This window comes from Klebsiella sp. CSG-1 (assembly GCF_056521145.1).
This window is the reverse complement of the sequence record NZ_JBWNLD010000004.1, coordinates 152,889-175,078: the sequence shown is the minus strand read 5'-3', so window position 1 is coordinate 175,078 and position 22,190 is coordinate 152,889. Positions and strand designations below refer to the sequence as shown.

Sequence of the window (22,190 nt, the reverse complement as noted above, 5' to 3'; positions counted from 1 at the left end):
ATGCGGGCCGTTTCCCCGGTGGCGCGGTACCTACCGGGGAGTCAGGTTTATACGGTCTGATGCCGGGGGTTACTCAAATCGCCAGGCGAGGTTCAGCCCGACGCCGTAGTTACGTCCCGGCGCCGGCTCGTAGTAGCGGCCATTGGACTCGTTGACAATCACCGAGCCGACGTAGCGGCGATCGAAGAGATTATCGACGCGGCCAAACAGATCCATGTCCATCTTGCCATAGCTCCACTTGTAGCCGGTGGTCAGGCCGACCACCGTCCAGGACGGCGCTTTGGCGGTGTTCTCATCGTTAGCCATAATATCGCTCATATAGCGGATATCGCTGCCGGCGTACCAGCCGCGATCCGGCTGATAGCCAAATGAGGCGTAGCCCATATTACGGGCGATCCCCGGAATACGGTTGCCGTTGCAGCTGGCGTCGTCGCAGACGTTGGTCCGGTAGGTGGCATCCAACCAGGTCCACGCGGCTTTCAGACGCCAGCTTTCGCCAAACTGTTGATCCAGTCCCAGCTCCATCCCCTGACGGCGGGTTTTACCGGCATTCTTGTAGCTGGTGCGTCCGCCGCTGCTGGCATCCACCACAATCTCGTTATCGGTATTGGTCTGGAACAGGGCGGCGGTAAACAGGCCATTGCCGACCCGCGTCTTACTGCCGATCTCGACCGTTTCATTGGTCGACGGCTGCAGGCCGAAATTGAGGCCGCTCTGGTCGCCTGAACGATAGGAGAGCTCGTTAATGGTCGGCGTTTCAAAACCGCGACCGGCGGAGAGATAGACGTTCCATGCTTCGGTGACCGCGTACTTCAACGACCCGGCCGGCAGCCATTTATGGTAGCTGGCGTCACCGCTGTCATCGCCGTTGCCTGGCGTAATGTAATAGTCGTTGGAGTCGAACCACACCGAGCTGTAGCGCACCCCGGCATCAAGGGAGAGTTTGTCCGTCAGCTGCCACTGGGTCTGCAGATAGGGGTCGATGTTCCACATCAGGTTGCGTTCGTTACGGCGCAGGTTCCCCTCTTCGCCGTACTGCGGCGCGCCGTTGACCATCACGAAGTTTTCAAAGCCTTTGCGCCGCTCGCTCATGTTTTCATAGTCGAGGCCGGTGGTGAAGGTGACCGGCACCAGCAGCTCGCCGCGGTGGGTCCAGCGGGTATCGATCCCCTGATAGTGGCGGGTCAGGTCAATCACGCCGCCGGCATGGCCAGGATTGAGCTGCGGCGCGCGGGGGATTGACTGATATTGCGTGGTTTCACGCTCGCCGGCGTACATCATCACGCTCAGGTCGTCCTGCTCGCTCAGCTGACGCTCATAGCGTAATCCCGCCTGGGTCTGCTTCGTCGATTTGCGGGTATTGTACTGATCGCCGCGCGGCGACTGGCGCGGGTTATTCTGCCATTCATCGTAGGTCAGGCCGCCGGCGTCATTGGCTTTGATATCCACGCTGTTAAACAGCAGGGTTAGCTTACTGACGTCATTGATGCGCACGCCGAGTTTGGCGTTGGCAAGATTTTTACGCGCGCCGCTGTGATCGCGATAGCCGTGGGTGGTAAAGCGGTTGGTCGACACGGTGTAATCGACGTCACCGGCGTGGGTGCCGTCGCCGACGGCGCCGGTGGCCTTCAGACCGTAGTGCCAGGTGCCGAAGCTACCGTAATAGCTACTGGCCTCGATGGTCGGCGGTTGGCTGCCGGTCTGGCTGGTCACGTTAATCACGCCGCCTGAGGAGTTGCCGTACAGCGCGGAGAACGGCCCGCGCAGGACGTCGATACTCTCGACGCTGCCGATATCAATATTCGAGGTTTGTCCCTGGCCATCGGGCATGGTGGCCGGAATGCCGTCAACGTAAATGCGCAGCCCGCGCACGCCGTAGGTGGAACGGGAACCAAAGCCGCGAATCGATAGCTGCAGATCCTGAGCATAGTTCTGTCGGTTCTGAACCTGCAGCCCCGGTACGGCGCCCAGCGATTCAGAGAGATTGACTCGTGGCGCCGCCTGGCGCATCTCATCCCCGTTAACGACGCTGACCGCCGCGGGGGTATCGAGTTCGGAGACCGCGGTCGGAGCGGCGGTCACAACCATTGTTTGTTCATCGCTGGCGCTGGTCTGGGCCACTGCGATCAGCGGGAAAAGGAGGGCAGGTAGCGCAGCCGTGCGCACGGAATGGATTTTCATAAAGCTACTCGTAAAACGAACCAAACGGAACATATGTCCATATGTTAACCCTTTTGTAATTTTTTGAAAATTATTAACGTTATTTTCGTTAAATAATGGCACCGAATGATTATTTTCGCCGTCGGTTTTAATAAATAACGCTCCACTTCATGCCAAATAATGATTACTATTCGCATTTGAAAATGAACGCAAAGCCAGGACTTTGCGTCAGGGAAGCAATGTCGAGCAGGCACATAGTGTTTTATTCAAGGGAGTCGTCATGTCATTACGTCATCTGTCCGCGCCGCGTCTGCGTCGTTCACTGTTATTAACCTCTTTACTGCTGGCAGGGAGCTTCAGCGCTCACGCGGCAGAAGAAATGTTGCGCAAGGCGGTCGGTAAGGGCGCATACGAAATGGCTTACAGCCAGCAGGAAAATGCGCTGTGGGTCGCAACTTCTCAAAGCCGTTCACTGGACAAAGGCGGGATTGTTTATCGTCTCGACCCGACCACGCTGGAGGTGACGCAGGTTATTCATAACGATCTGAAACCGTTCGGTGCGACGATCAATAACGCTACGCAAACGCTGTGGTTTGGTAACACCACTGACAGCACCGTCACTGCCATTGACGCGAAAACCGGCGCGGTGAAAGGCCGTCTGGTGCTCGACAATCGTCAGCGCAGTGAAACCGTGCGTCCGCTGGCGCCGCGTGAGCTGGCGGTCAATGAAAAAACCAACACGGTCTATATCACCGGGCTGGGTAAAGAGAGCGTGATCTGGGTTGTGGATGGTGAAAAGCTGACGCTGAAAGACACGATCACCAATACCGGCGCCATGGCGACCGGCCTGGCGGTGGATGCTGACGCGAAGCGAATCTACACGACCAACGCCGATGGCGAACTGCTGACCATCGACAGCGAGAGCAACAAAATTCTGAGCCGTAAAAAGCTGCAGGATGACGGTAAAGAGCACTTCTATCTGAACCTGAGCCTCGATACCGCCGGTCACCGCGCCTTCATCACCGACAGCAAACAGCCGGAAGTGCTGGTTGTTGACCTGCGTGACGGGAAAGTGCTGGAGAAAATCGCCGCGCCGGAATCCCTGGCGGTGCTGTTCAACCCGACGCGCAATGAAGCCTACGTGACGCATCGTAAAGCCGGCGAAGTCAGCGTGATTGATGGTAAAACTTACAAAGTGGTTAAAACCTTCAAAACGCCAACCTTCCCGAACAGCCTGGCGCTCTCCGCCGACGGTAAAACGCTGTACGTCAGCGTGAAGCAGGAATCCACCCGTCAGAAAGAAGCGACCCAGCCGGATGACGTTATCCGTATCGCGCTGTAAGTCATGATTGAGGAGGGGGAAACCCCTCCCGCCCGCCGGAATCACCCTCTGTTACAAACACTTATTGGCCCGATAGCCGTTATGGTTTTACAATCATCGTTTTGCCGCCTGCTGCCTGGCGGAATTAATCATTCTGGAGGATGTATGAATAAGCCATTTATGGTTCTGTGCGCTGGCGCGATGCTGGCACTGCTTGCGGGTTGTACTTCAAACTATGTCATGACGACGAAAAGCGGGCAGACCATTGTGACTCAGGGTAAGCCGCGTCTGGATAAAGACACCGGTATGACCAGCTATGTGGATGAATCCGGCAACCGTCGCCAGATTAACAGCAGCGATGTGTCGCAGCTGGTGGAAGATAACTAAGCAGCAAGCGGCGGTTTGCCCGGTGACGGACAAACCGCGATAACGTTATTTTTGCGTAGGTTGTGCGCCAGGCGCCGTGCTATGCACCGCGTGAACGCGTTTACGTACGCCGAACCAGCCGGCCACCAGCAGTACCGCAATCAGCGGAATTGAACCGATGGTATAGGTACCGTTCGGGTAATCGAAGGCCATCAGCACCAGCACGCTGAGCAGGAACAACAGGGTCAGCCAGGAGGTGAACGGCGCGCCCGGCATTTTAAAGCTCACGTCCGCCGCTTTACCTTCCTTAATCGCTTTACGCAGGCGCATCTGGCAGACCACGATAAAGCCCCACGACGCGATAATCCCCAGCGAAGCCACGTTTAAGACGATTTCGAAGACCTGCGACGGCACCAGATAGTTCAGGAACACCCCGACGACATACACCGCCAGCGTGGCCAGAATCCCGGCATAGGGCACCTGATGACGGCTCATCTTCGACATAAACTTCGGCGCGGAGCCGCCCATCGACATCGAACGCAGAATACGTCCTGTGCAGTACAGGCCAGAGTTGAGGCTGGAGAGCGCGGCGGTGAGCACCACGATATTCATCACGCTACCGATGTACGGCACGCCCAGCTTCGAGAAGAAGGTCACAAACGGGCTTTGCCCGGCCTGATAGGCATTCCACGGCAGCAGCAGCACCAGCAGCAGCACCGAGCCGACGTAGAACAGGCCGATACGCCAGATCACGCTGTTGATCGCGCGCGGCACCATCGTCTGCGGCTCTTTGCACTCACCGGCGGCGGTCCCGACCAGTTCGATGGAGGCAAAGGCGAACACCACCCCCTGAACCAGCACCAGCGCAGGCATCAGCCCGTGCGGGAACAGACCGCCGTTATCGGTAATCAGGTGGAAGCCGGTGGCATTCCCGTCCAGCGGTTTGCCGCTGCCGAGGAAAATGGTCCCTACCACCAGGAAGGCGACAATCGCCAGCACTTTGATCAGAGCGAACCAGAACTCCATTTCGGCGAACCACTTCACGCCTATCATGTTCATGGTACCGACGATCGCCAGCGCCCCGAGCGCGAAGACCCACTGCGGGACGTCGCCAAAGGCACCCCAGTAGTGCATATACAGCGCCACGGCGGTGATATCGACTATCCCGGTCATCGCCCAGTTAACGAAGTACATCCAGCCGGCGACGTAGGCCGCTTTTTCACCCAAAAACTCGCGGGCGTAGGAGACGAAACTGCCGCTGGAAGGACGATGCAGCACCAGTTCGCCGAGGGCGCGTAAGATAAAGAACGAGAACAGGCCGCAGACCAGATAAACCAGCGCCAGCGCGGGGCCAGCCATCTGTAAACGCGCGCCTGCGCCGAGGAACAGACCGGTACCGATGGCGCCGCCGATGGCAATCATCTGCACCTGACGGTTGCCCATCGCTTTGTGATAGCCCGATTCCTGAGAGTTGAGCCAGTGACGTCTGGCGGCATGGTGTTCCGCCGTCGAGTGTTGCTTAGTATTCATTGATGTACCCATTTTCCTGTCAATGTCCATGAGTGGTTCATCGCACCGCTGAGTAGCAGCACGTTATGCTGGCTTTCCCATCATTCTGACGTAGGAGATAAGCAGAGCATGGCGCAGCATCCTACACGTATCGAGATAGTCACGCACGTAAAACATTTCTCGACCGCACTTGCTTAAATATCAATGAGTTCAACGACGGAGGGCGTCCACCAGCAGGCTGAAGGCCGTCGTATGCTGGCGGCGGCTGGGGTAATAGAGGTGATAGCCGGGGAAGGAGGGAGTCCAGGCTTCGAGGACCCGAATGAGTCGTCCTTCCGCCAGCGCCTGTTGCACGCTATCTTCCGGGACATAGGCCAGACCCAGCCCGGACTCCGCGGCATCAATCCGCTGCGGCAGGCTGTTTAAGGTAATTTGTCCTTCAACCCGTACGCGGACTTCGCGATTGTCCTGCGCAAACTCCCAGGCATAGATACCGCCGAGGGTCGGCAGGCGCAGATTAATACAGCGATGTTGTGCGAGATCGTAGGGCGTTTGCGGGATACCGTAGCGCTGAAAATAGGTCGCAGAGCCGATCACCGCCATGCGCATATCGGGGCCGATGCGCACGGCAATCATATCTCTGGCAACCTGTTCACCCAGACGAATGCCGGCATCATAGCGGCCATCGACAATATCGGTCAGGCCGTTGTCCACGGTGACTTCGATATTGATCTCCGGGTATTGCAACATGAAGTTTTTCAGCGCCGGCCAGAGCACGGCGCCGGTGGCATGCTCGCTGGCGGTCAGGCGAATGTTACCCGCCGGACGGTCGCGGGTATCGCGCAGAGCGTGAAGCTCCTGTTCTATCTCTTGCAGGTGCGGACTCAGGCGCTGGAACAGCTTTTCGCCCGCTTCGGTAGGCGCCACGCTGCGGGTGGTGCGGGTCAGCAGCCGCACGTCGAGCCGGGCCTCGAGGTTACGCATCGCGTGGCTGAGGGCGGACTGAGAGACGCCAAGCTGAGCGGCCGCGCGGGTGAAACTGCGCTCGCGGGCGACCACCATAAATGATAGCAGGTCGTTAACGTTATCTTTTAACATCACTTTTCCTGATTAATGAATTTTGCTCATGGTTCTTTTCTGATTTTGCAGTCTAATCCTCGTTGCCAGATTGCGCTACTTTGAACAGACACGTCATGTTGAGAGGAACAGAAATGAACATTATTCGTAGCGGCTCACAGCCTTCGAGAAAAGGTCCGGACAGCTGGTTTACCGGCGATGTTCGTATTGATGCGCCGTTCCAGGCCAGCGAGCCGGCAAAAGTGGGCGGTGCGACGGTCACCTTTGAGCCCGGCGCGCGTACCGCCTGGCACACCCATCCGCTGGGTCAGACGCTGATCGTCACCCAGGGTCGCGGCTGGCTACAGGAGTGGGGCAAGGAGGCGCAGGCGCTGAATCAGGGCGATATTGCCTGGATTCCACCGGGGGTTAAGCACTGGCACGGCGCCAGCAGCGATACTGCAATGGCGCATATTGCGATTGCCGAAGCCGAAAACGGCAGCCCGGTCACCTGGCTGGAAAAAGTGACCGACGAGCAATATCCGGCAAACTAATCGTCGCCGTTTGCCGGCAGGCGGGATACCCCGACGCCCGCCTTTGCGGCCAGCCGGTAGCGCCGTCGGGCTTTTTCGGGCTATGATTCTCAGCGGCGCAACGGCTGAGAGACAGCGATGAATATCAACGTAGTGGGTACCAGCGGCGTCGGTAAATCGACGCTGGCGCGAAGGCTCGCGCAGATCCTGTCCGTTCCCTACATTGAGATGGACAGGCTTTACTGGCGCGCGGAGTGGCAGGGCGAGCCGGATGAGGCGTTCTTCGCCAGGGTGGCTGCGGCCACCGAGGCCTCCGGCTGGGTGCTGGACGGCAATTATAACCGCAGCCGCCCGGTTAAGTGGCGCAATGTCGATCTGGTGGTGTGGGTGGATTATGGTTTCGCCCGAACTCTGCGCCAGGCCGTCTGGCGGGCCATCTCCCGGGCAAGCCGCGGTCAGGAGCTGTGGCCGGGAACCGGCAACCGTGAAAGCTTCCGTCGCGCCTTCCTCAGCCGCGACTCCATTATCTGGTGGACCCTCAAAACCTGGAAGAAAAATCGCCAGCGTTATCAGTCTGATATGGCCGACCCGGCGTATCGACATATTCGCTTCGTACGCCTGGGTCACCCGCGGCAGACCGAGGATTTTATCCGCCAGCTACAGCGGCAGGCGGCGCCGGGTTGAGGGCGTATATCTATTTTCCGGCAGAGTACATGTAAATAAATTGTTTCTCAGTGGCCGCGGCAGATTCTAATAATGCAGGCATGTTAATTAATACGAGCCTGCGAAATGTCTTATCGAATCAGTATCCTGGATAAAAGTCCGCTCGCGGCGGGAGAAACGGCCGCTCAGGCGCTGACGCGTACATTAACGTTGGCGCAACAGGCGGAGGCCTGGGGCTATCACCGCTTCTGGATTGCCGAGCACCATAATACCGATCAATTAGCCAGCCCGTCGCCGGAAGTGGTGATCGCCTGGATCCTCGGCCAGACCCGGCAGATTCGCGTCGGTTCCGGCGGCGTCATGCTACAGCACTACAGCCCGTATAAAGTGGCGGAAAACTTCAACCTGCTGGCCTCGATAGCGCCTGGCCGCGTCGATCTGGGCGTCGGTAAAGCCCCGGGCGGCCTGCCGCTGTCCACCCGCGCTCTGCAACAGGGATTGCATCCTGAAGAAGGGGGAACCTTTGCCGACCGCCTCGCGCAGCTGGATAACTGGCTGTCGCTCACCGATGCCGCAGGGGAAGAGAACCTGCGCGCCACGCCAATCCCCCCGCGCCGCGCCGACGGGTTCCTGCTCGGCGCCAGCCTCGAAAGCGCCCAGCTGGCCGCTCAGCTGGACTGGAACTTTGTCTTTGCCGCCCATCTTAATGGCGATAAAACCCTGCTGCGTGATGTCCTGACCCGCTGGCGCGCCCTCAGCCGCCGGGACGCCATCGTCGCAGTGCAGGTCATCGTGGCGGAGGATAGCGCCACGGCGATTGAGCTGGCGAAACAGGTTGAAGTCTGGGGCGTCGAACTGGAAAACGGCCAGCGGGTAACGGTAGGTAGCGAAGCCCAGGCGGCCACCTTTGCCCGTCAGGCCGGAAGTCCGCCGGTTCGCATCGCCCGCCGCGACGCCTCGCTGTTGGCAGGAACCGCAGACGAGGTTAAAGCGCAGCTCGACGCCCTGCATAGCGCCTGGAATATTGACGAATTCATTATCGATACGCCGCTCAGCGAAGGGCAGACGCGTCTCGACTCATTGCGCCTGCTGGCCCAGGCCCATCTTGGTGCGGAGGCGCTGTCATGAGCTTTGAACAACAGCTGATTACCTGGCGGCGCGAGCTGCATCAGTACCCGGAACTCTCCTTGCAGGAGGTGGCGACCACCGCGCGCATTCGTGACTGGCTTGAGAGCGGCGGCCTGCGGGTGCTGCCCTATGAGCTGAAAACCGGCCTGGTGGTCGAAGTGGGCAGCGGCGATAAGATTATCGCCCTGCGTGCCGATATCGACGCGCTGCCGATTGCGGAGGCCACCGGTCTGCCGTATCGCTCGCAAAACGAGGGGGTGATGCACGCCTGCGGCCATGATATTCACACCAGCGTGATGCTGGGGGCAGCGCTGCTGCTGAAAGAACGCGAAGCGACGCTCCCGGGGCGGGTACGGATTCTGTTCCAGCCGGCGGAAGAGAACTTTGGCGGGGCGAAAACCCTGATTCGCGCCGGGGCGCTGGAGGGGGTCGCGGCGATCTTCGGTATGCATAATGAACCCGGTCTGCCGCTGGGCGAGTTTGCTACCCGCGGCGGGGCGTTTTACGCCAACGTCGATCGCTTCGTCTTTAAAGTTACCGGCAAAGGGGCGCATGCCGCCCGGCCGCACGAAGGCAAAGATGCGATTTTACTGGCCAGCCAGCTGGTCACCGTCCTGCAGAGCGTGGCCAGCCGCGAGGTCAATACCCTCGATTCGGTGGTCCTGAGCGTGACGCGGATCCAGGGCGGCAATACCTGGAACGTGCTGCCGGAAAGCGTGGAGCTCGAAGGAACCCTGCGTACCCACAGCAGCGAGGTGCAGCAGCGGGTCAAGGCGCGGGTCAGCGACATTGCCGCCGGTTTCGCCAGCGCCTTTGGCGCGCAAATCGACGTCTTCTGGTACGCCGGTCCTACGGCGTTGGTCAATGACCCACGCTGGGCGGCATTTGCCAGCGAGGTTGCCGCGCAGTCCGGCTACCGCACCCGTCATGCGGATCTGCACATGGGCGGCGAAGATTTCGCCGTCTACCTGCAGCATATTCCCGGCGCGTTTGTCAGCATCGGCAGCGCCAGCGAATTCGGTCTTCACCACCCGGCCTACAACCCGGATGACAACTTAATTGCCCCGGCGGCCCGCTATTTTGCGGCGCTGGCGGAGCAGGCTTTACGCCAGATCTGACGCCTGAGCGTTCGGGCTTCTGTTTTCATTTTCGGCAAGGAAAGGGGTTGCTATGTCTGAAAAACGACAATTGCGTCTGGGCACAATATTACACGGCGCATCGGGAAATATGTCCGCCTGGCGTCATCCGGCCGCGCAGGCGGATGCCAGTATTAATTTTGAGTTCGTCAAGCAGACGGCCTTAAAAGCCGAAGAGGGCAAGCTGGACTTTTTATTTGTTGCCGATGGTTTATATATTAACGAGAAATCGATCCCGCATTTTTTAAACCGCTTTGAACCGCTGACCGTGCTCTCGACGCTGGCGGCGGTCACCCGCAATCTCGGGCTGGTGGGCACCTTATCCACCTCCTACAGCGAGCCTTTTACCACCGCGAGACAGTTTGCCAGCCTTGACCATCTGAGCCAGGGACGCGCGGGCTGGAACGTGGTGACCTCGCCGCTGGAAGGGTCGGCAAAGAACTTTTCCCGCGCCCAACATCCTGACCACGCGCTGCGCTACCGGATTGCCGATGAATATTTGCAGGTGGTGAAAGGATTATGGGATTCCTGGGAAGAGGACGCCTTCGTGCGTAATAAAGCGAGTGGCCAATTCTTCGATAAAAATAAACTGCACACTCTCGACCATCGCGGTGATTTTTTCCAGGTTGCCGGCCCGCTCAATATTTCCCGCACGCCGCAGGGGCGGCCGATTATTTTTCAGGCCGGGGCCTCCGATGACGGCAAAAAGCTGGCGGCGCGTCATGCCGATGCCATTTTTACCCATCAGGCGTCGCTGGCAGAAGCGCAGGCGTTTTATCGCGATGTGAAGAACCAACTGGCGGCCTATGGTCGTCAGGATAACCAATTACATATCTTCCAGGGCGTCAGCGTGATTGTCGGTGACGATGCCGACGATGTCGAACAGCAATACCAGACCACCGCCGCGCTGGTATCGATTGAGGACGCCCTCAACTACCTCGGACGCTATTTCGAACACCACGACTTTGCGCAGTATCCGCTGGATGAACCGTTCCCGGATATCGGCGATCTCGGCAAAAACAGCTTCCGCAGCACCACCGACGAAATTAAGCGCAACGCGCGCGAGCGCGGACTGACCCTGCGCCAGGTCGCGCTGGAAGCCGCCAGCCCGCGCCCGCTTTTCGCCGGGACGCCGCAGGAGGTCGCCGACGGTTTGCAGCACTGGTTTGAACAACGAGGGGCCGACGGTTTTATTATCCAGGGCGGCACGCCGGATACCTTCCCGCGCTTTGTCGATCGGGTGGTGCCGATTTTGCAGCAGCGCGGGCTGTTCCGTCGGGAGTATCCGGGAACGACGCTGCGCGAAAGCCTGGGGCTGACGCCGCCGGTTAATCAATTCCAACAACAATAACAACAGAGAACGCTCGCTATGCAGAAAAAGTCACTTTTACTGGCCCTTGCGCTGGGTTTCAGCGCGCCATTATGGGCCCAGGACGTCAACATTAACGGTACCGGCGTCAGCGTGGAGGCCAATAAAGCCCCGGTGCACACGGCGAAAAATCCGCAGGCCATTGCCCTGTTGCCAGCTAACTATCACTTCGCGGTACCGGGGAAATTCACCGTGGCGGTGGCGGCGCTGAATTCGCCGCCGCTGACCGTATTTTCCGATGACAACAAGACCCTGCTTGGCAGCGAAGTTGATATCGCCCGCCTGGTCGCCGATAGCCTCGGGCTGGAGCTGAACGTGGTGCCGACGTCATGGGAGGACTGGCCGCTGGGCGTCTCCTCCGGCAAATATGATGCCGCGATCAGCAATATTACCGTCACCAAAGAGCGCAAAGAGAAGTTCGACTTTGCCACCTATCGTAAGGACTCGCTGGGCTTTTACGTCAAGAGTAGCAGCCCGCTGAGCAAAATTGAGCAGGCCGAAGACATTGCCGGGCTGCGCATTATCGTCGGCTCAGGCACCAACCAGGAAGCCATTCTGCTGGCGTGGAATGCGGAAAACCTGAAGAAGGGGCTGAAGCCGTTTACCCCGGTCTACACCAAAGATGATGCCGCCCAGACGCTGGCGATCCAGTCCGGACGTGCCGACGCCTTCTTTGGCCCGAACGTGATTGGCGCCTGGAAGGCTGCGCTGACCGGGAAAACCAAACTGGTGGGCAGCGTGGATGGCGGCTGGCCGAAAGCGGCGCACATCGCCGTCACGCTGAAAAAAGGCAGCGGATTGGTTGAACCCGTGCAGACCGCGTTAAACGGCGCCATTCAGAACGGTGACTATGCCAAAGTGCTTACCCGCTGGGGCGAAGGCGTGGAGAGCATCCCGCAATCAGAAATTAACCCGGCCGGGCTGGGCGATTAACAGGAGGCAATATGAGTGCAGCATTCCGCGATATCTCACCCGAAGCGCCTGAACTCCAGCCGATTATCAACGGCCTGTTCGCCGAATACGCGTCGCGCTACGGCGACTATTTTTCCCGCGATGCGGAAGTCGAACTGACCGAATGGTATCTGGCGCCGCAGGGGCTGTTTATCGTGCTGGAGCGGGAGGGGGAAATTATCGCCACCGGCGCCTATAAACCGAAGGACAGCCACACGGCGGAAATTAAACGTATCTGGACCCATCCGGCCCTGCGCCAGCAGGGACTGGCGGCGAAAGTGGTACAGGAGCTGGAGCGGCGGGCGGTTTTGGCAGGCTACAGCCATATCTACCTGACCACCGGCTTTCGCCAGCCGGAAGCGGTCAGGCTCTATCTGAGTCAGGGCTACGACGCGCAGTTTGACCTGGCTCGCAACCCGGAAGAGTACAGCCAGCCGCCATTTGACGGCCGGCTACGGTTCACCAAAGCGCTGGCGGTAAGCGCCCTAAGCTACAGCGCCTGAGGAGAGAGCATGAACAGATCGGAAACGATTAAAGTGGTCCCGGCACGCTACCCGCTGCGCGCCGTCGGCGCAGTGGTGGCGCTGTTGGTGCTGGCGGCCGTCGTGCAGTCGGTGGCCTTTAACCCGCGCTGGGAGTGGGCGGTCTTCGCCCGCTGGTTCTTTGACCCGGTCATTCTTGAAGGGCTGGGACAAACGCTGCTGCTGACGCTGCTGGGTACGGTACTGAGCGTGATTTTTGGCGGCCTGCTGGCGCTGGCCAGACTCTCTTCCTCATGGCTGCTGAGCAGCCTGGCCTGGGGCTATATCTGGCTGTTTCGCTCGCTGCCGCTGATTGTGGTGTTGATAATCCTCTACAACTTCTCTTATCTCTATGACACGCTATCGCTCGGTATTCCGTTTACCGGGATCAGCTGGGGGAGTTATCAGACCATCAACGTGCTGGGGCAGTTTTCCACGGCGGTTGTGGGGCTGACGCTGGTGCAGAGCGCCTATACTGCGGAGATCATTCGCGGCGGCTTCCTCGGCGTTGACCACGGTCAGTATGAGGCGGCCGCGGCGCTGGGGCTGCCGGCGTGGCGGCGTACGCTGCGGATTATTCTGCCTCAGGCGCTGCGCACGATTTTGCCTTCTGGTTTTAATGAAATTATCAGCCTCGCCAAAGGGACGGCGATGGTTTATGTGCTGGCAATGCCCGAGCTGTTTTACACCATCCAGATGATTTACAACCGTACCCAGGAAGTGATTCCGCTGCTGATGGTGGGCGCCGTCTGGTATCTGGCGATCACCAGCGTCCTGTCGCTGATTCAATATCTGGTGGAACGCGCCCTCGCGCGCAGCGAACGCCGTTCGGCGGTCAACTCGCCGCGCCGCGCGCGCGCCGATGACTCCGCACGTCAGCCGCAGAAACCGCAGGAGGCCATTCATGCCCAACTCTCATAACGGTCATATCTCGATTACCGGCGTCAGTAAGTATTTCGGCCGCCATAAAGCACTGGATGATGTCTCGCTGGAAATTCCGCCCGGCACGGTGACGGTGATCCTCGGGCCATCCGGTTCGGGGAAATCAACCCTGCTGCGCGCCATAAACCATCTTGAGCGAGTGGATGAAGGGTTTATTCAGATTGATGGCGACTACATTGGCTATCGGCGCCAGGGCGATAAGCTCTATGAGCTGAAGGAGAGAGAGATTCTGCGCCAGCGCGTTAACGTGGGCTACGTGTTTCAGAACTTCAACCTGTTCCCGCATCTGACGGTGCTGGAAAACCTGATTGAAGCACCGATCGCCCACAAGCAGGTCAGCCGTAAGGAAGCGGTCGAACGCGCCTATGAGCTGCTGGATGTGGTGGGGCTGCGCCACAAGGCCGATGCCTGGTCGCGCCATCTCTCCGGCGGCCAGCAGCAGCGGATTGCCATCGCCAGGGCGCTGGCCCTCAAGCCGCGAGTGCTGCTGTTCGATGAACCGACGTCGGCGCTGGACCCGGAGCTGGTGGGCGAAGTGCTCGATGTGATTAAGAAGCTGGCCCGCTCCGGTACCACGCTGGTGGTGGTGACGCATGAGATAGGGTTTGCCCGCGAAGTGGCCGATCAGGTGGTGTTTATGGTCGAGGGGAAAATTATTGAGCAGGGCAGCAGCGACGCGGTGCTTAATCATCCGCAGCATCAGCGTACGCGGCAATTTTTATCAAAGGTGCTGGCATGAGAAAAAGGATAGTTGCCCTGGCGCTGGGCGCGCTCTCGGCGGGGGCGCAGGCGAAAATTGATCTCCGGGCGAACGAACAGCCGCTGCCGGTAACGGTGGACAACGCCGCGATCGCCAGGATCCCGGCCAGCTATCGCTTTGTTGAACCCGGTACGCTGACGGTGGCGATTTCAGCGCTTAATTCACCGCCGCTGGCGCTGCTGGCCAGCGACAACCGGACGCGCATCGGCAGCGACCCGGATATTGCCCGTCTACTGGCCGGCAGTTTAGGCCTCAAGCTGAAACTGGTGCCGACGGCCTGGGAAGACTGGCCGCTGGGGATCACCTCCGGGCGTTACGACGTGGCGCTGGTCAATATCGCGGTCACCGAACAGCGTAAGGAGAAATTCGATTTCGCCACCTATCGCGTCGATTCGCTGGCATTTTCGGTTAAATCCACCAGCGCCATTGAGAAAATCAGCGGCGCGGCGGATCTCTCCGGGCGGAAGGTTATCGTCGGATCCGGCACCAATCAGGAGCGTATTTTGCTTGGCTGGAACGGGGAGAATGAAGCGGCGGGGCGCCAGCTGGCTTTGCCGATCTTTTTAACCGACGACGCCTCCGGCAATCTGTACATCCAGTCCGGGCGCGCCGATGTTTTCTTTGGCCCCCAGTCGGTGGCGGCCTACAAAGCGGCGCTGACCGGGACCACCAAAGTTGTCGGGCTGGGGCCGAAAAAAGCCTGGGTCGCTACCACCACCAAAAAGGGCAATGGCCTGGTGTTTGCGTTGCAGGCGGCGCTCGATGGCGCCATTGCGCGCGGCGAATACCAGCAGGTGCTGGCACGCTGGGGAGAGCAGGGCGAGGCGGTAGCACAGTCTCAGGTAAATCCCCCTGGGATCACCTACTAAAAAACCGCTGTTTCGCCGGAGTACGGGGCGAAACAGCGGGGGCGAATCTTCGCCAGCGATATTAAATCAGGCGGCGCGCGGTGTGAGCGTAATGCGATCCAGCGGGCCGACGATAAACAGATACGAGAGCAGACCTATTATTCCCATCGAACCGACATACAAAATGGCGTAATCAAATGAGTGGGTGTTGGCAATGATGACGCCAATCACCAGCGGGGTGATAATACTTGCCAGGTTGCCGCACATATTGAAGACGCCGCCAGCAATGCCGAGCATCTCTTTCGGCGATGTGTCGCTGAGGATACACCAGCCAAGGTTGCCAAAGCCTTTCGCGAAAAAGGCCAGACTCATGGCGGCGATCACCACCACTTCCGAACCGGTATAATTGGCGACAACAATGACGCAGGAAAGCAGCATTCCGCAGATCACCGGCAGCTTGCGGGCGGTAGTCAGGCTATAGCCCTGCCTGAGTAACCAGTCGGAGAAGACGCCGCCGAGCAGGCCGCCGATAAACCCGGCAATCGCCGGGATACTGGCGACGAAGCCAACCTTCAGAATCGACATGCCTTTGGCCTGATAAAGATAGGTGGGAAACCAGGTGAGGAAGAACCAGGTGATCGAGGTTACGCAAAACTGGCCAATATAGACCCCGATCATCATCCGGTTCACGCAGACGCTTTTGACCTGCGCGAGCGTAAGCTTCGACTGCGTTTTTCGGCTGCCCAGTTCCGGTTCGCCGCCGCCGTCGCGAATATAATCAAGTTCCTGTTGATTAATTGCCGGATGGTGCAGAGGATCTTTGACTTTGATCAGCCAGAATATCCCCAGCACGACCCCAATGGCGCCAATATAATAAAAGACATAGTGCCAGCTGAGGTTATGCAAAATAATCGTCATCAATGGCGTAACAATACCCAATGAAATATATTGCGCCGCCTGATAAACCGAGGTGACGAAGCCACGTTCTTTATTCGGGAACCACTGGACGCTGAGGCGACTGTTGGCCGGGAACGCCGGTGCTTCAATCGCTCCCATCATCAAGCGCAGGATAATCAGCACGATAAGCGGGCTGGCATACAGATAGATGGTGCCCTGCAGCATGGTCACCAGCGACCAGCCAATTAGCGCGCAGCCGTAGACCAGTCGTGAACCGTATTTATCCAGAAGCCAGCCGCCGGGTATTTGCATCACCACATACGAGATGCCGAAAACCGAAAAAGCCAACCCCATGGCTTCCGGATCAAAACCTAACTCTTTACTCATCATCGGGGCAACGACGGATAACGTCGCGCGATCGGCATAATTAAATACGGTAGCCAAAAAAAGGAATAATAAAATACCATAGCGCACATTGCTGCGCTTTGCGGTGGTGGTCATGAGTCAACTCCTTTGCAGGGTTGTTGATGTAAATACTGTCTGTCAGGAGCACGAGATAAAGACCAGGCGCTCCCGCTTGTCGTTATCAGCAAATCCGGTGGTATCGTCACCTTTTCCGGCGATGTGATGACGTGACAGCCCGGATAAACCGATTGGTAGCGTCATCCGGGGCGCATTTATCAGGGGCGTTTGCCAAACTCGCAGCTCTGTTGGGTCCAGCGGCGGGCCTGCTCGCTCAGCGTAAAGCCCAGACCGTGGCGTTCAGATACCCACATCCGCCCGTCGCGCAATTCAAGCTGTTCATTAAACAGCGGATTTAACCATTCGAAGTGCTCCAGCCACGGCTCCAGAGGATAGGCGGCGGCCAGATGCAGATGCACCTCCATGGCAAAATGCGGCGCCAGTTTGCGACCATGCTTTGCGGCGAGGTCCATAATTTTGAGGAACGGCGAGATGCCGCCCACACGCGGCGCATCCGGCTGCACAAAGTCGCTGGCGTTACCGAGAATCAGCTGTTCATGCTCGCGAAAGCTGGTCAGCATTTCGCCGGTCGCGATGGGGGTATCCAGCGCAGCGGCAAGCTGGGCATGGCCTTCAACGTCGTAGGCATCGAGGGGCTCTTCAATCCAGACAAGATTAAACGATTCCATTTTCCGTCCCATGCGGATGGCCGTTTCGCGATCCCACTGCTGGTTGGCATCGACCATCAGCGGAAAATCGTCGCCCAACACCTCGCGCACTGCCGTCAGTCGGCGGATATCTTCAGCGGTATCAGGCTGACCGACCTTCAGTTTGATTCCGCCGATGCCGTTTTCCCGCGAAATAGCCACGTTCTTCAACACCTGATCCAGCGGTGTATGCAGGAAACCGCCCGAGGTGTTGTAGCACTGCACGGAATCCCGGTGCGAGCCGAGGAGTTTGGCCAGCGGCAGCCCGGCACGTTTGGCTTTCATATCCCACAGCGCGATATCGATAGGGGAGATGGCCTGCACCGCCATGCCGCTGCGGCCAACGGATGCGCCGGCCCACAGCAGTTTGGTATAGAGCTTATCGATATCGTTCGGGTCTTCGCCGAGCAGGTTATCGGCAATTTCTTTCGCGTGCGCGTAGATCCCCTGGCCGCCCGCGCGTTTCGAGTAGCTAAAACCGACGCCTTCGAAGCCATCGCGGGAGCGAATTTCGGCGATGATAATCGCCACTTCGGTCAGCGGCTTTTGCCGACCGGTCAGCACCTTGGCGTCGCTGACCGGCGTGGCCAGCGGTAAAAAGGCCAGCGACAGTTTGACGTGCTCAATGCAATCGCCGGTTTCGGCAGCGGTTTTGACGCCGAGGGTTTTCGCGTAGGTTACGGACTCAGAGTTAGCGCTGAAGGTCATGATTAGTTCCTTAAAGTTAAAAATGTTTGCGCTAACATTTTTAATCCTGATTTTAAATCGCCGCTACGGCGATGGCGTTAATTTGTACAAATGATCACAATTAGCGGTTATTAATGGTAAAATTGTGTATTAGATATCACGATCCAATCAGATTTGTGAAAAAGCACAAACAAAAATGATAGCGATAACATTTTGTCTTTCAGGTAATTGATTCCATTGGGGATATGTCGAAGGAGACTGGCAATTGCGTGGGTCATCATCAATAATGCCCGCAGGAAAACGATTCAATACAGGGGCTTCGTCGTGAAAAGCAGAAAACCGTCGCGTGCACCAACGCTGGATGATGTCGCCCGCAGCGCCGGGTTGTCATCGATGACGGTCAGCCGCGCGCTAAATACCCCGCAGCTGGTGCGGCCGAAAACGGTGGAGAAAGTCATGCAGGCGGTACAGGCCACCGGCTATATCCCCAATGCGCTGGCGGGCGGTCTGGCATCGCGGCGCAGCAAACTGGTGGCCGTCGTCGTACCGCAGATTAACAACAATATGTTCGTCGATACGATTCAGGCTCTCAGCGATACCCTCGCCGCGCGCGGCTATCACATGCTGCTCTGTGTGGCAGGCTATAGCCGTCAGACCGAAGCTGAGCTGGTCGCAACCTTGCTTTCACGGCGCCCGGATGGTGTGGTCCTGACCGGGATTCAGCATACTCCGGCGCTGAAAAAAACGATCCTTAACGCCGCCACGCCGGTAGTAGAAATCTGGGATCTGACCCCTACGCCGCTGGATATGCTGGTGGGTTTTTCTCACGAGAAGGTGGGTGAAACCATTGGTGAATTTCTGTGGCAAAAAGGCTACCGCCGCCCGGGATTACTGTGGGCAGGAGATTCCCGCGCAGCGCTGCGTAAGCAGGGGTTGTGCGCTGTATTGAGCAAAAACGGTCTGCCGGCGGTGCCTCAGGTTGAAGTGCCGCTGCCGGCATCTCTGGCGTTGGGGCGCAGTGGACTGGCGCAGTTACTGGATTCCGGCGAGTTTGATGTCATCGTTTGTAGCTCCGATACGCTTGCGCAAGGGGCGATTATGGAAGCTGAAAGCCGCGGTCTGCGCGTGCCTGAGGATTTGGCGGTGATTGGTTTCGGCGATCTTGATTTCGCCGGCAGCAATCGTCCGGCGTTAACGACCGTCAGCGTCGATCGCCACGCCATCGGCGAACAGGCGGCGACGCTGCTGGCCGATAGGATAGAAGGCCATGGTGAAGGCGGTGTGATAATTGATATCGGCTTTCACCTGGTGGCGCGCGAATCGGCGTAGCGACTGCACGCCGAAGGGAACAAGCGCAGCGCCCGGTACCGCCAGCATGTCAGTCCGATTTTGTGCCTAAACTTAAGCTTTATCGTGGAGGCCGATGATGATGACCGTCTATGGCGTACCCGGCTGGGGATCGGCGATTAGTGAGCTGATGCTGACCCTGGCCAACATTCCTTACCATTTCGTTAACGTGGCAGGCTTCGACCAGCCGGGCCCGCAGCGCGACAGCCTGATGCAGATAAATCCGTTGTGTCAGGTGCCGACCCTGCGGCTGGACGATGGCAGCGTGATGACCGAATCCGCCGCGATTGCCCTGATGATCCTCGATAGCCGTCCGGATCTGGCACCGGCGCCGGGCACACCGCAGCGCCAGCAGTTTCAGCGTCTGTTGATCTGGCTGGTGGCCAATGTCTACCCTACGTTCACCTATGCCGATTATCCGCAGCGCTGGACCGCCGATGCGCCTGAACAGCTGCGGGAGAACTGCATCCGCTATCGCCAATCGCTGTATCTGTGGCTGGAACAGCAGCTGACGGCGGCGCCTTATGCGTTGGGGGCCGACATGTCGCTGCTCGACTGTTATATCGCGGCGATGTGCAGCTGGGGGCCGCGGCGGGCGTGGTTTATGGCGCACACGCCAAAGTTTGTCGCCGTGGCGGACAAAGTGTACCAGCGGCCGGAGCTACAGCAGGTTCTGCGTGACAACGAGTTGATTTAAAGCACAAAAGGCGAACCGACTGACCACCGCTATGCTAGTTTATCGATCTGACAATAAGGAGCCTGCTATGCCACATGTTGATATTAAATGTTTTCCCCGCGAACTGACCGATGAACAAAAAAGCGCCCTGGCCGCCGACATTACCGAGGTGCTGATCCGCCATCTGAACAGTAAAGACGGGGCGGTGAGCGTCGCCCTCAATCAGGTTGCGCAAAGCGACTGGCAAAAAGTCTGGGATAGCGAAATCGCCCCGCAGATGGAGAGGCTGATTAAGAAGCCGGGTTACAGCATGTAGTCGCGAACCTTTTCCGGACAGATGCTGTCGCCCCTGTCCGGGAAAGCTGCCCTCAGGCCGCTGCCAGGCCCGTCGCCGTGGCGGTCTGTTGTCACGGAGTACGGTTTTAAAAGGGGCGGATGTTGTCGCCCGGGTGTTGCTGTGCAGGGTCCGGGCGACCTGTTTTTTGCAGACCATCATCCCCAGAAGCGACCACGGTTTTGCCGATTAGAACCAAATCTCCGACTGGATGCCGAAGTTCCAGTTACCCCCGGCGGTAAAGCCTTTGCTACCAAAATCATCATTGATGGCGTAGTGATCCAGCGCTTTGTCCCAGTTCATCCACGTCACGAAGAACCGAATTTCCGGGCGAGCTTTGATATCAAACACATCGCCGACCTTAAATGTCGGCGCAAAGGTCAGTTTATAGAAATCACCGCTCACCGCCTGATACTGGTACAGATGGTCGTTATAACGGTAGCTGCGCCCGTTTGGGTTCAGGTCCATATACTGCCATGACGCTTCATACAGCAGAGCGAAATTACGGGTCAGCGCTTGCGAGACGCGCAGGTTGAAGGTCGCCCAGTCGTAGCGGTCGCCGTCGCGGTAGCGGTTTTCACTATGCTGGGCAATCACCGATGGCGCCAACTGCCAGTTTTTCCCCAGCGGTAAAATGCCGTACGAGGCAAAACGTAACGATTTGGCGTTCTCGGTGAGGTCGCCATCGCTACCGGGCTGCCGCGCCTCGGCGCCCAGTCCGCTGCCGTACTGCAGAGCACTTTCCGATACTCCCGGTGCCAGACCGTAGAACCGCTCTTTGTCGTGATACGCGAGCATCGCGTAATAGCCATTTTTCGCCGTATTGTCGCTGCGCAGAGCGTAGCTGCCGGTGGTGGAGGTATTATCTTTCAGCGAATCATTGCCCTGAGCGGTCATCGCGGTGGTCATCAGCTGCCATTTTTGCCAGAAGTGGTTTGCCGTGAACATCAGGTTCTGAATGTCGTTATCTGTGTAGTTATCGCTTCCCAGGTCGCCAAAATTACGCGCATAGAGCGAATAATCGCCGCGCAGGCTGTTGCCCCAGTTGACGTCGTAGATCCCGCCGCCGGTGCCGCCAAGGAACATGATATCGCTGTCGGTAAAGTGGATATCAAAGTTATCGCGGTCAAAGCGTTTACCCGCCCAGATCGACGCGTTCTTAAACGGTCCGGAGAAGTCGGCGAAGTTTCCCATCTCGACGTACAGCTGGCGCACGTTCAGATGATGGCTGTCGTTATCCTGTACCCACGGGTCCGGGTTGGTCGCACCATCGGCCAGCATCGTTTTGAAGCGTGCCCACGACCCGTCGCTGAAGGTCATCTTCTTGCCAAAGCTTAGCTCGACGTAGTTATCCTTTTCATTGCCAAGACGGCCAACGTGGGCATCACCGTTGAGCGAACTGGCCGGAGAGATCCCCGGGCCGCCGCGTGCGCCTTTGCCGTGGCTGTCAACCAGCATCCCGGCGCGGGCATAGGCATTGAACTCAAACCCGTCGCTTAGGCTGCTCTTCGCCAGCTGCTTGTCGGTCGCCTGCTGTTTTTGTTCGGCCACCGCGGTTCTTTGGCTCAGGGTCTGTATCTGTTTTTCCGCTGCCGCCGCACGTTGCTCGGCGGCGGTGGTCCGTTGTTCCGCCTGTTGCACCCGGCGGTTTGCTTCTCCCGCCTCACGTTCGGCATGGTTCAGGCGAGCCTCCAGCTGCGCCAGCCTTTGTTCGACAGAAAGCGGCGTGGCATCGGCGGCGAAGGCCGAAAAAAGGGCGCAGCAAACCGCTGCGCTTATCACAGAGATGCGCATATCAATCCTTATTTATTCCAGAG

At 58.4% G+C, this 22,190-nt stretch carries 20 protein-coding genes and 1 pseudogene; 14 read left to right on the top strand and 7 right to left on the bottom strand.

Annotated elements, in window-relative coordinates:
- Positions 1-69: 69 nt before the first annotated feature.
- Positions 70-2,181 carry a TonB-dependent receptor PqqU gene (pqqU, locus tag AC007G_RS11805; protein WP_032688009.1) on the bottom strand — a complete coding sequence of 704 codons (2,112 nt, stop codon included), beginning with the start codon at positions 2,179-2,181 and terminating at the stop codon, positions 70-72.
- Positions 2,182-2,440: 259 nt separating this feature from the next.
- Between pqqU and yncE the strand changes: the two genes are divergently transcribed.
- Both yncE and AC007G_RS11795 read left to right on the top strand, forming a co-directional pair.
- Positions 2,441-3,502, top strand: coding sequence for a 7-bladed beta-propeller protein YncE (yncE, locus tag AC007G_RS11800; protein ID WP_032687869.1), 1,062 nt, complete (start codon positions 2,441-2,443; stop codon positions 3,500-3,502).
- A 144-nt stretch (positions 3,503-3,646) separates the two neighbouring features.
- Positions 3,647-3,868 carry a YgdI/YgdR family lipoprotein gene (locus AC007G_RS11795; RefSeq protein ID WP_032687868.1) on the top strand — a complete coding sequence of 74 codons (222 nt, stop codon included), beginning with the start codon at positions 3,647-3,649 and terminating at the stop codon, positions 3,866-3,868.
- 45 nt (positions 3,869-3,913) lie between these two features.
- Here the strand turns inward: AC007G_RS11795 and ansP are convergent, their stop codons facing one another.
- Complete coding sequence (gene ansP / locus AC007G_RS11790) at positions 3,914-5,377, bottom strand: L-asparagine permease (RefSeq protein ID WP_032687867.1); 1,464 nt, start codon at positions 5,375-5,377, stop codon at positions 3,914-3,916.
- Between the two features lie 189 nt (positions 5,378-5,566).
- Positions 5,567-6,454 carry a LysR family transcriptional regulator gene (locus tag AC007G_RS11785; RefSeq protein WP_032687866.1) on the bottom strand — a complete coding sequence of 296 codons (888 nt, stop codon included), beginning with the start codon at positions 6,452-6,454 and terminating at the stop codon, positions 5,567-5,569.
- Between the two features lie 113 nt (positions 6,455-6,567).
- Between AC007G_RS11785 and AC007G_RS11780 the strand changes: the two genes are divergently transcribed.
- The 9 genes and pseudogenes from AC007G_RS11780 (at position 6,568) to AC007G_RS11740 (ending at position 15,284) form a co-directional block, all read left to right on the top strand.
- A complete protein-coding gene (locus AC007G_RS11780; RefSeq protein WP_064384978.1) occupies positions 6,568-6,966 on the top strand; it encodes a (R)-mandelonitrile lyase in 399 nt (132 codons plus the stop codon).
- Between the two features lie 117 nt (positions 6,967-7,083).
- Complete coding sequence (locus AC007G_RS11775; protein WP_142630610.1) at positions 7,084-7,629, top strand: AAA family ATPase; 546 nt, start codon at positions 7,084-7,086, stop codon at positions 7,627-7,629.
- Between the two features lie 105 nt (positions 7,630-7,734).
- Positions 7,735-8,736 carry an LLM class flavin-dependent oxidoreductase gene (locus AC007G_RS11770; RefSeq protein WP_142630611.1) on the top strand — a complete coding sequence of 334 codons (1,002 nt, stop codon included), beginning with the start codon at positions 7,735-7,737 and terminating at the stop codon, positions 8,734-8,736.
- Complete coding sequence (locus AC007G_RS11765) at positions 8,733-9,854, top strand: M20 peptidase aminoacylase family protein (protein WP_032699965.1); 1,122 nt, start codon at positions 8,733-8,735, stop codon at positions 9,852-9,854. The genes AC007G_RS11770 and AC007G_RS11765 overlap by 4 nt, the downstream gene beginning before the upstream one ends.
- A gap of 52 nt (positions 9,855-9,906) precedes the next feature.
- A pseudogene (locus AC007G_RS11760) lies at positions 9,907-12,174 on the top strand (NtaA/DmoA family FMN-dependent monooxygenase).
- An 11-nt stretch (positions 12,175-12,185) separates the two neighbouring features.
- Positions 12,186-12,695, top strand: a complete 510-nt coding sequence (locus AC007G_RS11755; protein WP_142630612.1) for a GNAT family N-acetyltransferase — start codon at positions 12,186-12,188, stop codon at positions 12,693-12,695.
- Positions 12,696-12,704: 9 nt separating this feature from the next.
- The gene (locus AC007G_RS11750) at positions 12,705-13,634 is read left to right on the top strand and encodes an amino acid ABC transporter permease (protein ID WP_032699961.1); all 930 of its coding nucleotides are present in this window, start codon (positions 12,705-12,707) and stop codon (positions 13,632-13,634) included.
- Entirely contained in the window at positions 13,618-14,394 is a 777-nt protein-coding gene (locus AC007G_RS11745; protein ID WP_032696269.1) for an amino acid ABC transporter ATP-binding protein, read from the top strand. Before AC007G_RS11750 ends, AC007G_RS11745 begins: the two co-directional genes overlap by 17 nt.
- Positions 14,391-15,284, top strand: coding sequence for a transporter substrate-binding domain-containing protein (locus tag AC007G_RS11740; protein ID WP_180888521.1), 894 nt, complete (start codon positions 14,391-14,393; stop codon positions 15,282-15,284). The genes AC007G_RS11745 and AC007G_RS11740 overlap by 4 nt, the downstream gene beginning before the upstream one ends.
- A gap of 66 nt (positions 15,285-15,350) precedes the next feature.
- Here the strand turns inward: AC007G_RS11740 and AC007G_RS11735 are convergent, their stop codons facing one another.
- From AC007G_RS11735 to AC007G_RS11725, 3 genes are read right to left on the bottom strand one after another with little or no spacing between them, the layout of a single operon-like run.
- The gene (locus tag AC007G_RS11735; protein WP_032699957.1) at positions 15,351-16,661 is read right to left on the bottom strand and encodes an MFS transporter; all 1,311 of its coding nucleotides are present in this window, start codon (positions 16,659-16,661) and stop codon (positions 15,351-15,353) included.
- Positions 16,662-16,703: 42 nt separating this feature from the next.
- On the bottom strand, positions 16,704-16,826 hold the full coding sequence (locus tag AC007G_RS11730) for a hypothetical protein (protein WP_255380357.1): 123 nt from the start codon (positions 16,824-16,826) through the stop codon (positions 16,704-16,706).
- A 14-nt stretch (positions 16,827-16,840) separates the two neighbouring features.
- A complete protein-coding gene (locus AC007G_RS11725; RefSeq protein WP_142630613.1) occupies positions 16,841-18,037 on the bottom strand; it encodes an L-talarate/galactarate dehydratase in 1,197 nt (398 codons plus the stop codon).
- Between the two features lie 303 nt (positions 18,038-18,340).
- Between AC007G_RS11725 and AC007G_RS11720 the strand changes: the two genes are divergently transcribed.
- From AC007G_RS11720 to pptA, 3 genes are all read left to right on the top strand, one after another.
- Positions 18,341-19,345 (top strand): LacI family DNA-binding transcriptional regulator, encoded by a 1,005-nt coding sequence (locus AC007G_RS11720; RefSeq protein ID WP_032696265.1) that lies wholly within the window; start codon positions 18,341-18,343, stop codon positions 19,343-19,345.
- A 97-nt stretch (positions 19,346-19,442) separates the two neighbouring features.
- Positions 19,443-20,060, top strand: coding sequence for a glutathione S-transferase family protein (locus AC007G_RS11715; RefSeq protein ID WP_032688008.1), 618 nt, complete (start codon positions 19,443-19,445; stop codon positions 20,058-20,060).
- Between the two features lie 67 nt (positions 20,061-20,127).
- On the top strand, positions 20,128-20,355 hold the full coding sequence (gene pptA, locus AC007G_RS11710) for a tautomerase PptA (protein ID WP_064794255.1): 228 nt from the start codon (positions 20,128-20,130) through the stop codon (positions 20,353-20,355).
- Between the two features lie 207 nt (positions 20,356-20,562).
- Here the strand turns inward: pptA and AC007G_RS11705 are convergent, their stop codons facing one another.
- Positions 20,563-22,167, bottom strand: coding sequence for a carbohydrate porin (locus AC007G_RS11705; RefSeq protein ID WP_085397355.1), 1,605 nt, complete (start codon positions 22,165-22,167; stop codon positions 20,563-20,565).
- Positions 22,168-22,190 lie beyond the last annotated feature (23 nt).

Excerpts from the sequence above, each read along its gene's own strand:
- AC007G_RS11735 (WP_032699957.1), bottom strand. The coding sequence starts at position 16,661 with ATGACCACCACCGCAAAGCGCAGCAATGTGCGCTATGGTATTTTATTA.
- AC007G_RS11745 (WP_032696269.1), top strand. The coding sequence starts at position 13,618 with ATGCCCAACTCTCATAACGGTCATATCTCGATTACCGGCGTCAGTAAG.
- pptA (WP_064794255.1), top strand. The coding sequence starts at position 20,128 with ATGCCACATGTTGATATTAAATGTTTTCCCCGCGAACTGACCGATGAA.
- AC007G_RS11725 (WP_142630613.1), bottom strand. The coding sequence starts at position 18,037 with ATGACCTTCAGCGCTAACTCTGAGTCCGTAACCTACGCGAAAACCCTC.
- AC007G_RS11740 (WP_180888521.1), top strand. The coding sequence starts at position 14,391 with ATGAGAAAAAGGATAGTTGCCCTGGCGCTGGGCGCGCTCTCGGCGGGG.
- ansP (WP_032687867.1), bottom strand. The coding sequence starts at position 5,377 with ATGAATACTAAGCAACACTCGACGGCGGAACACCATGCCGCCAGACGT.
- AC007G_RS11755 (WP_142630612.1), top strand. The coding sequence starts at position 12,186 with ATGAGTGCAGCATTCCGCGATATCTCACCCGAAGCGCCTGAACTCCAG.
- AC007G_RS11750 (WP_032699961.1), top strand. The coding sequence starts at position 12,705 with ATGAACAGATCGGAAACGATTAAAGTGGTCCCGGCACGCTACCCGCTG.
- AC007G_RS11765 (WP_032699965.1), top strand. The coding sequence starts at position 8,733 with ATGAGCTTTGAACAACAGCTGATTACCTGGCGGCGCGAGCTGCATCAG.
- pqqU (WP_032688009.1), bottom strand. The coding sequence starts at position 2,181 with ATGAAAATCCATTCCGTGCGCACGGCTGCGCTACCTGCCCTCCTTTTC.
- AC007G_RS11730 (WP_255380357.1), bottom strand. The coding sequence starts at position 16,826 with ATGACGCTACCAATCGGTTTATCCGGGCTGTCACGTCATCACATCGCC.
- AC007G_RS11715 (WP_032688008.1), top strand. The coding sequence starts at position 19,443 with ATGATGACCGTCTATGGCGTACCCGGCTGGGGATCGGCGATTAGTGAG.
- yncE (WP_032687869.1), top strand. The coding sequence starts at position 2,441 with ATGTCATTACGTCATCTGTCCGCGCCGCGTCTGCGTCGTTCACTGTTA.
- AC007G_RS11775 (WP_142630610.1), top strand. The coding sequence starts at position 7,084 with ATGAATATCAACGTAGTGGGTACCAGCGGCGTCGGTAAATCGACGCTG.
- AC007G_RS11770 (WP_142630611.1), top strand. The coding sequence starts at position 7,735 with ATGTCTTATCGAATCAGTATCCTGGATAAAAGTCCGCTCGCGGCGGGA.
- AC007G_RS11705 (WP_085397355.1), bottom strand. The coding sequence starts at position 22,167 with ATGCGCATCTCTGTGATAAGCGCAGCGGTTTGCTGCGCCCTTTTTTCG.
- AC007G_RS11780 (WP_064384978.1), top strand. The coding sequence starts at position 6,568 with ATGAACATTATTCGTAGCGGCTCACAGCCTTCGAGAAAAGGTCCGGAC.
- AC007G_RS11785 (WP_032687866.1), bottom strand. The coding sequence starts at position 6,454 with ATGTTAAAAGATAACGTTAACGACCTGCTATCATTTATGGTGGTCGCC.
- AC007G_RS11795 (WP_032687868.1), top strand. The coding sequence starts at position 3,647 with ATGAATAAGCCATTTATGGTTCTGTGCGCTGGCGCGATGCTGGCACTG.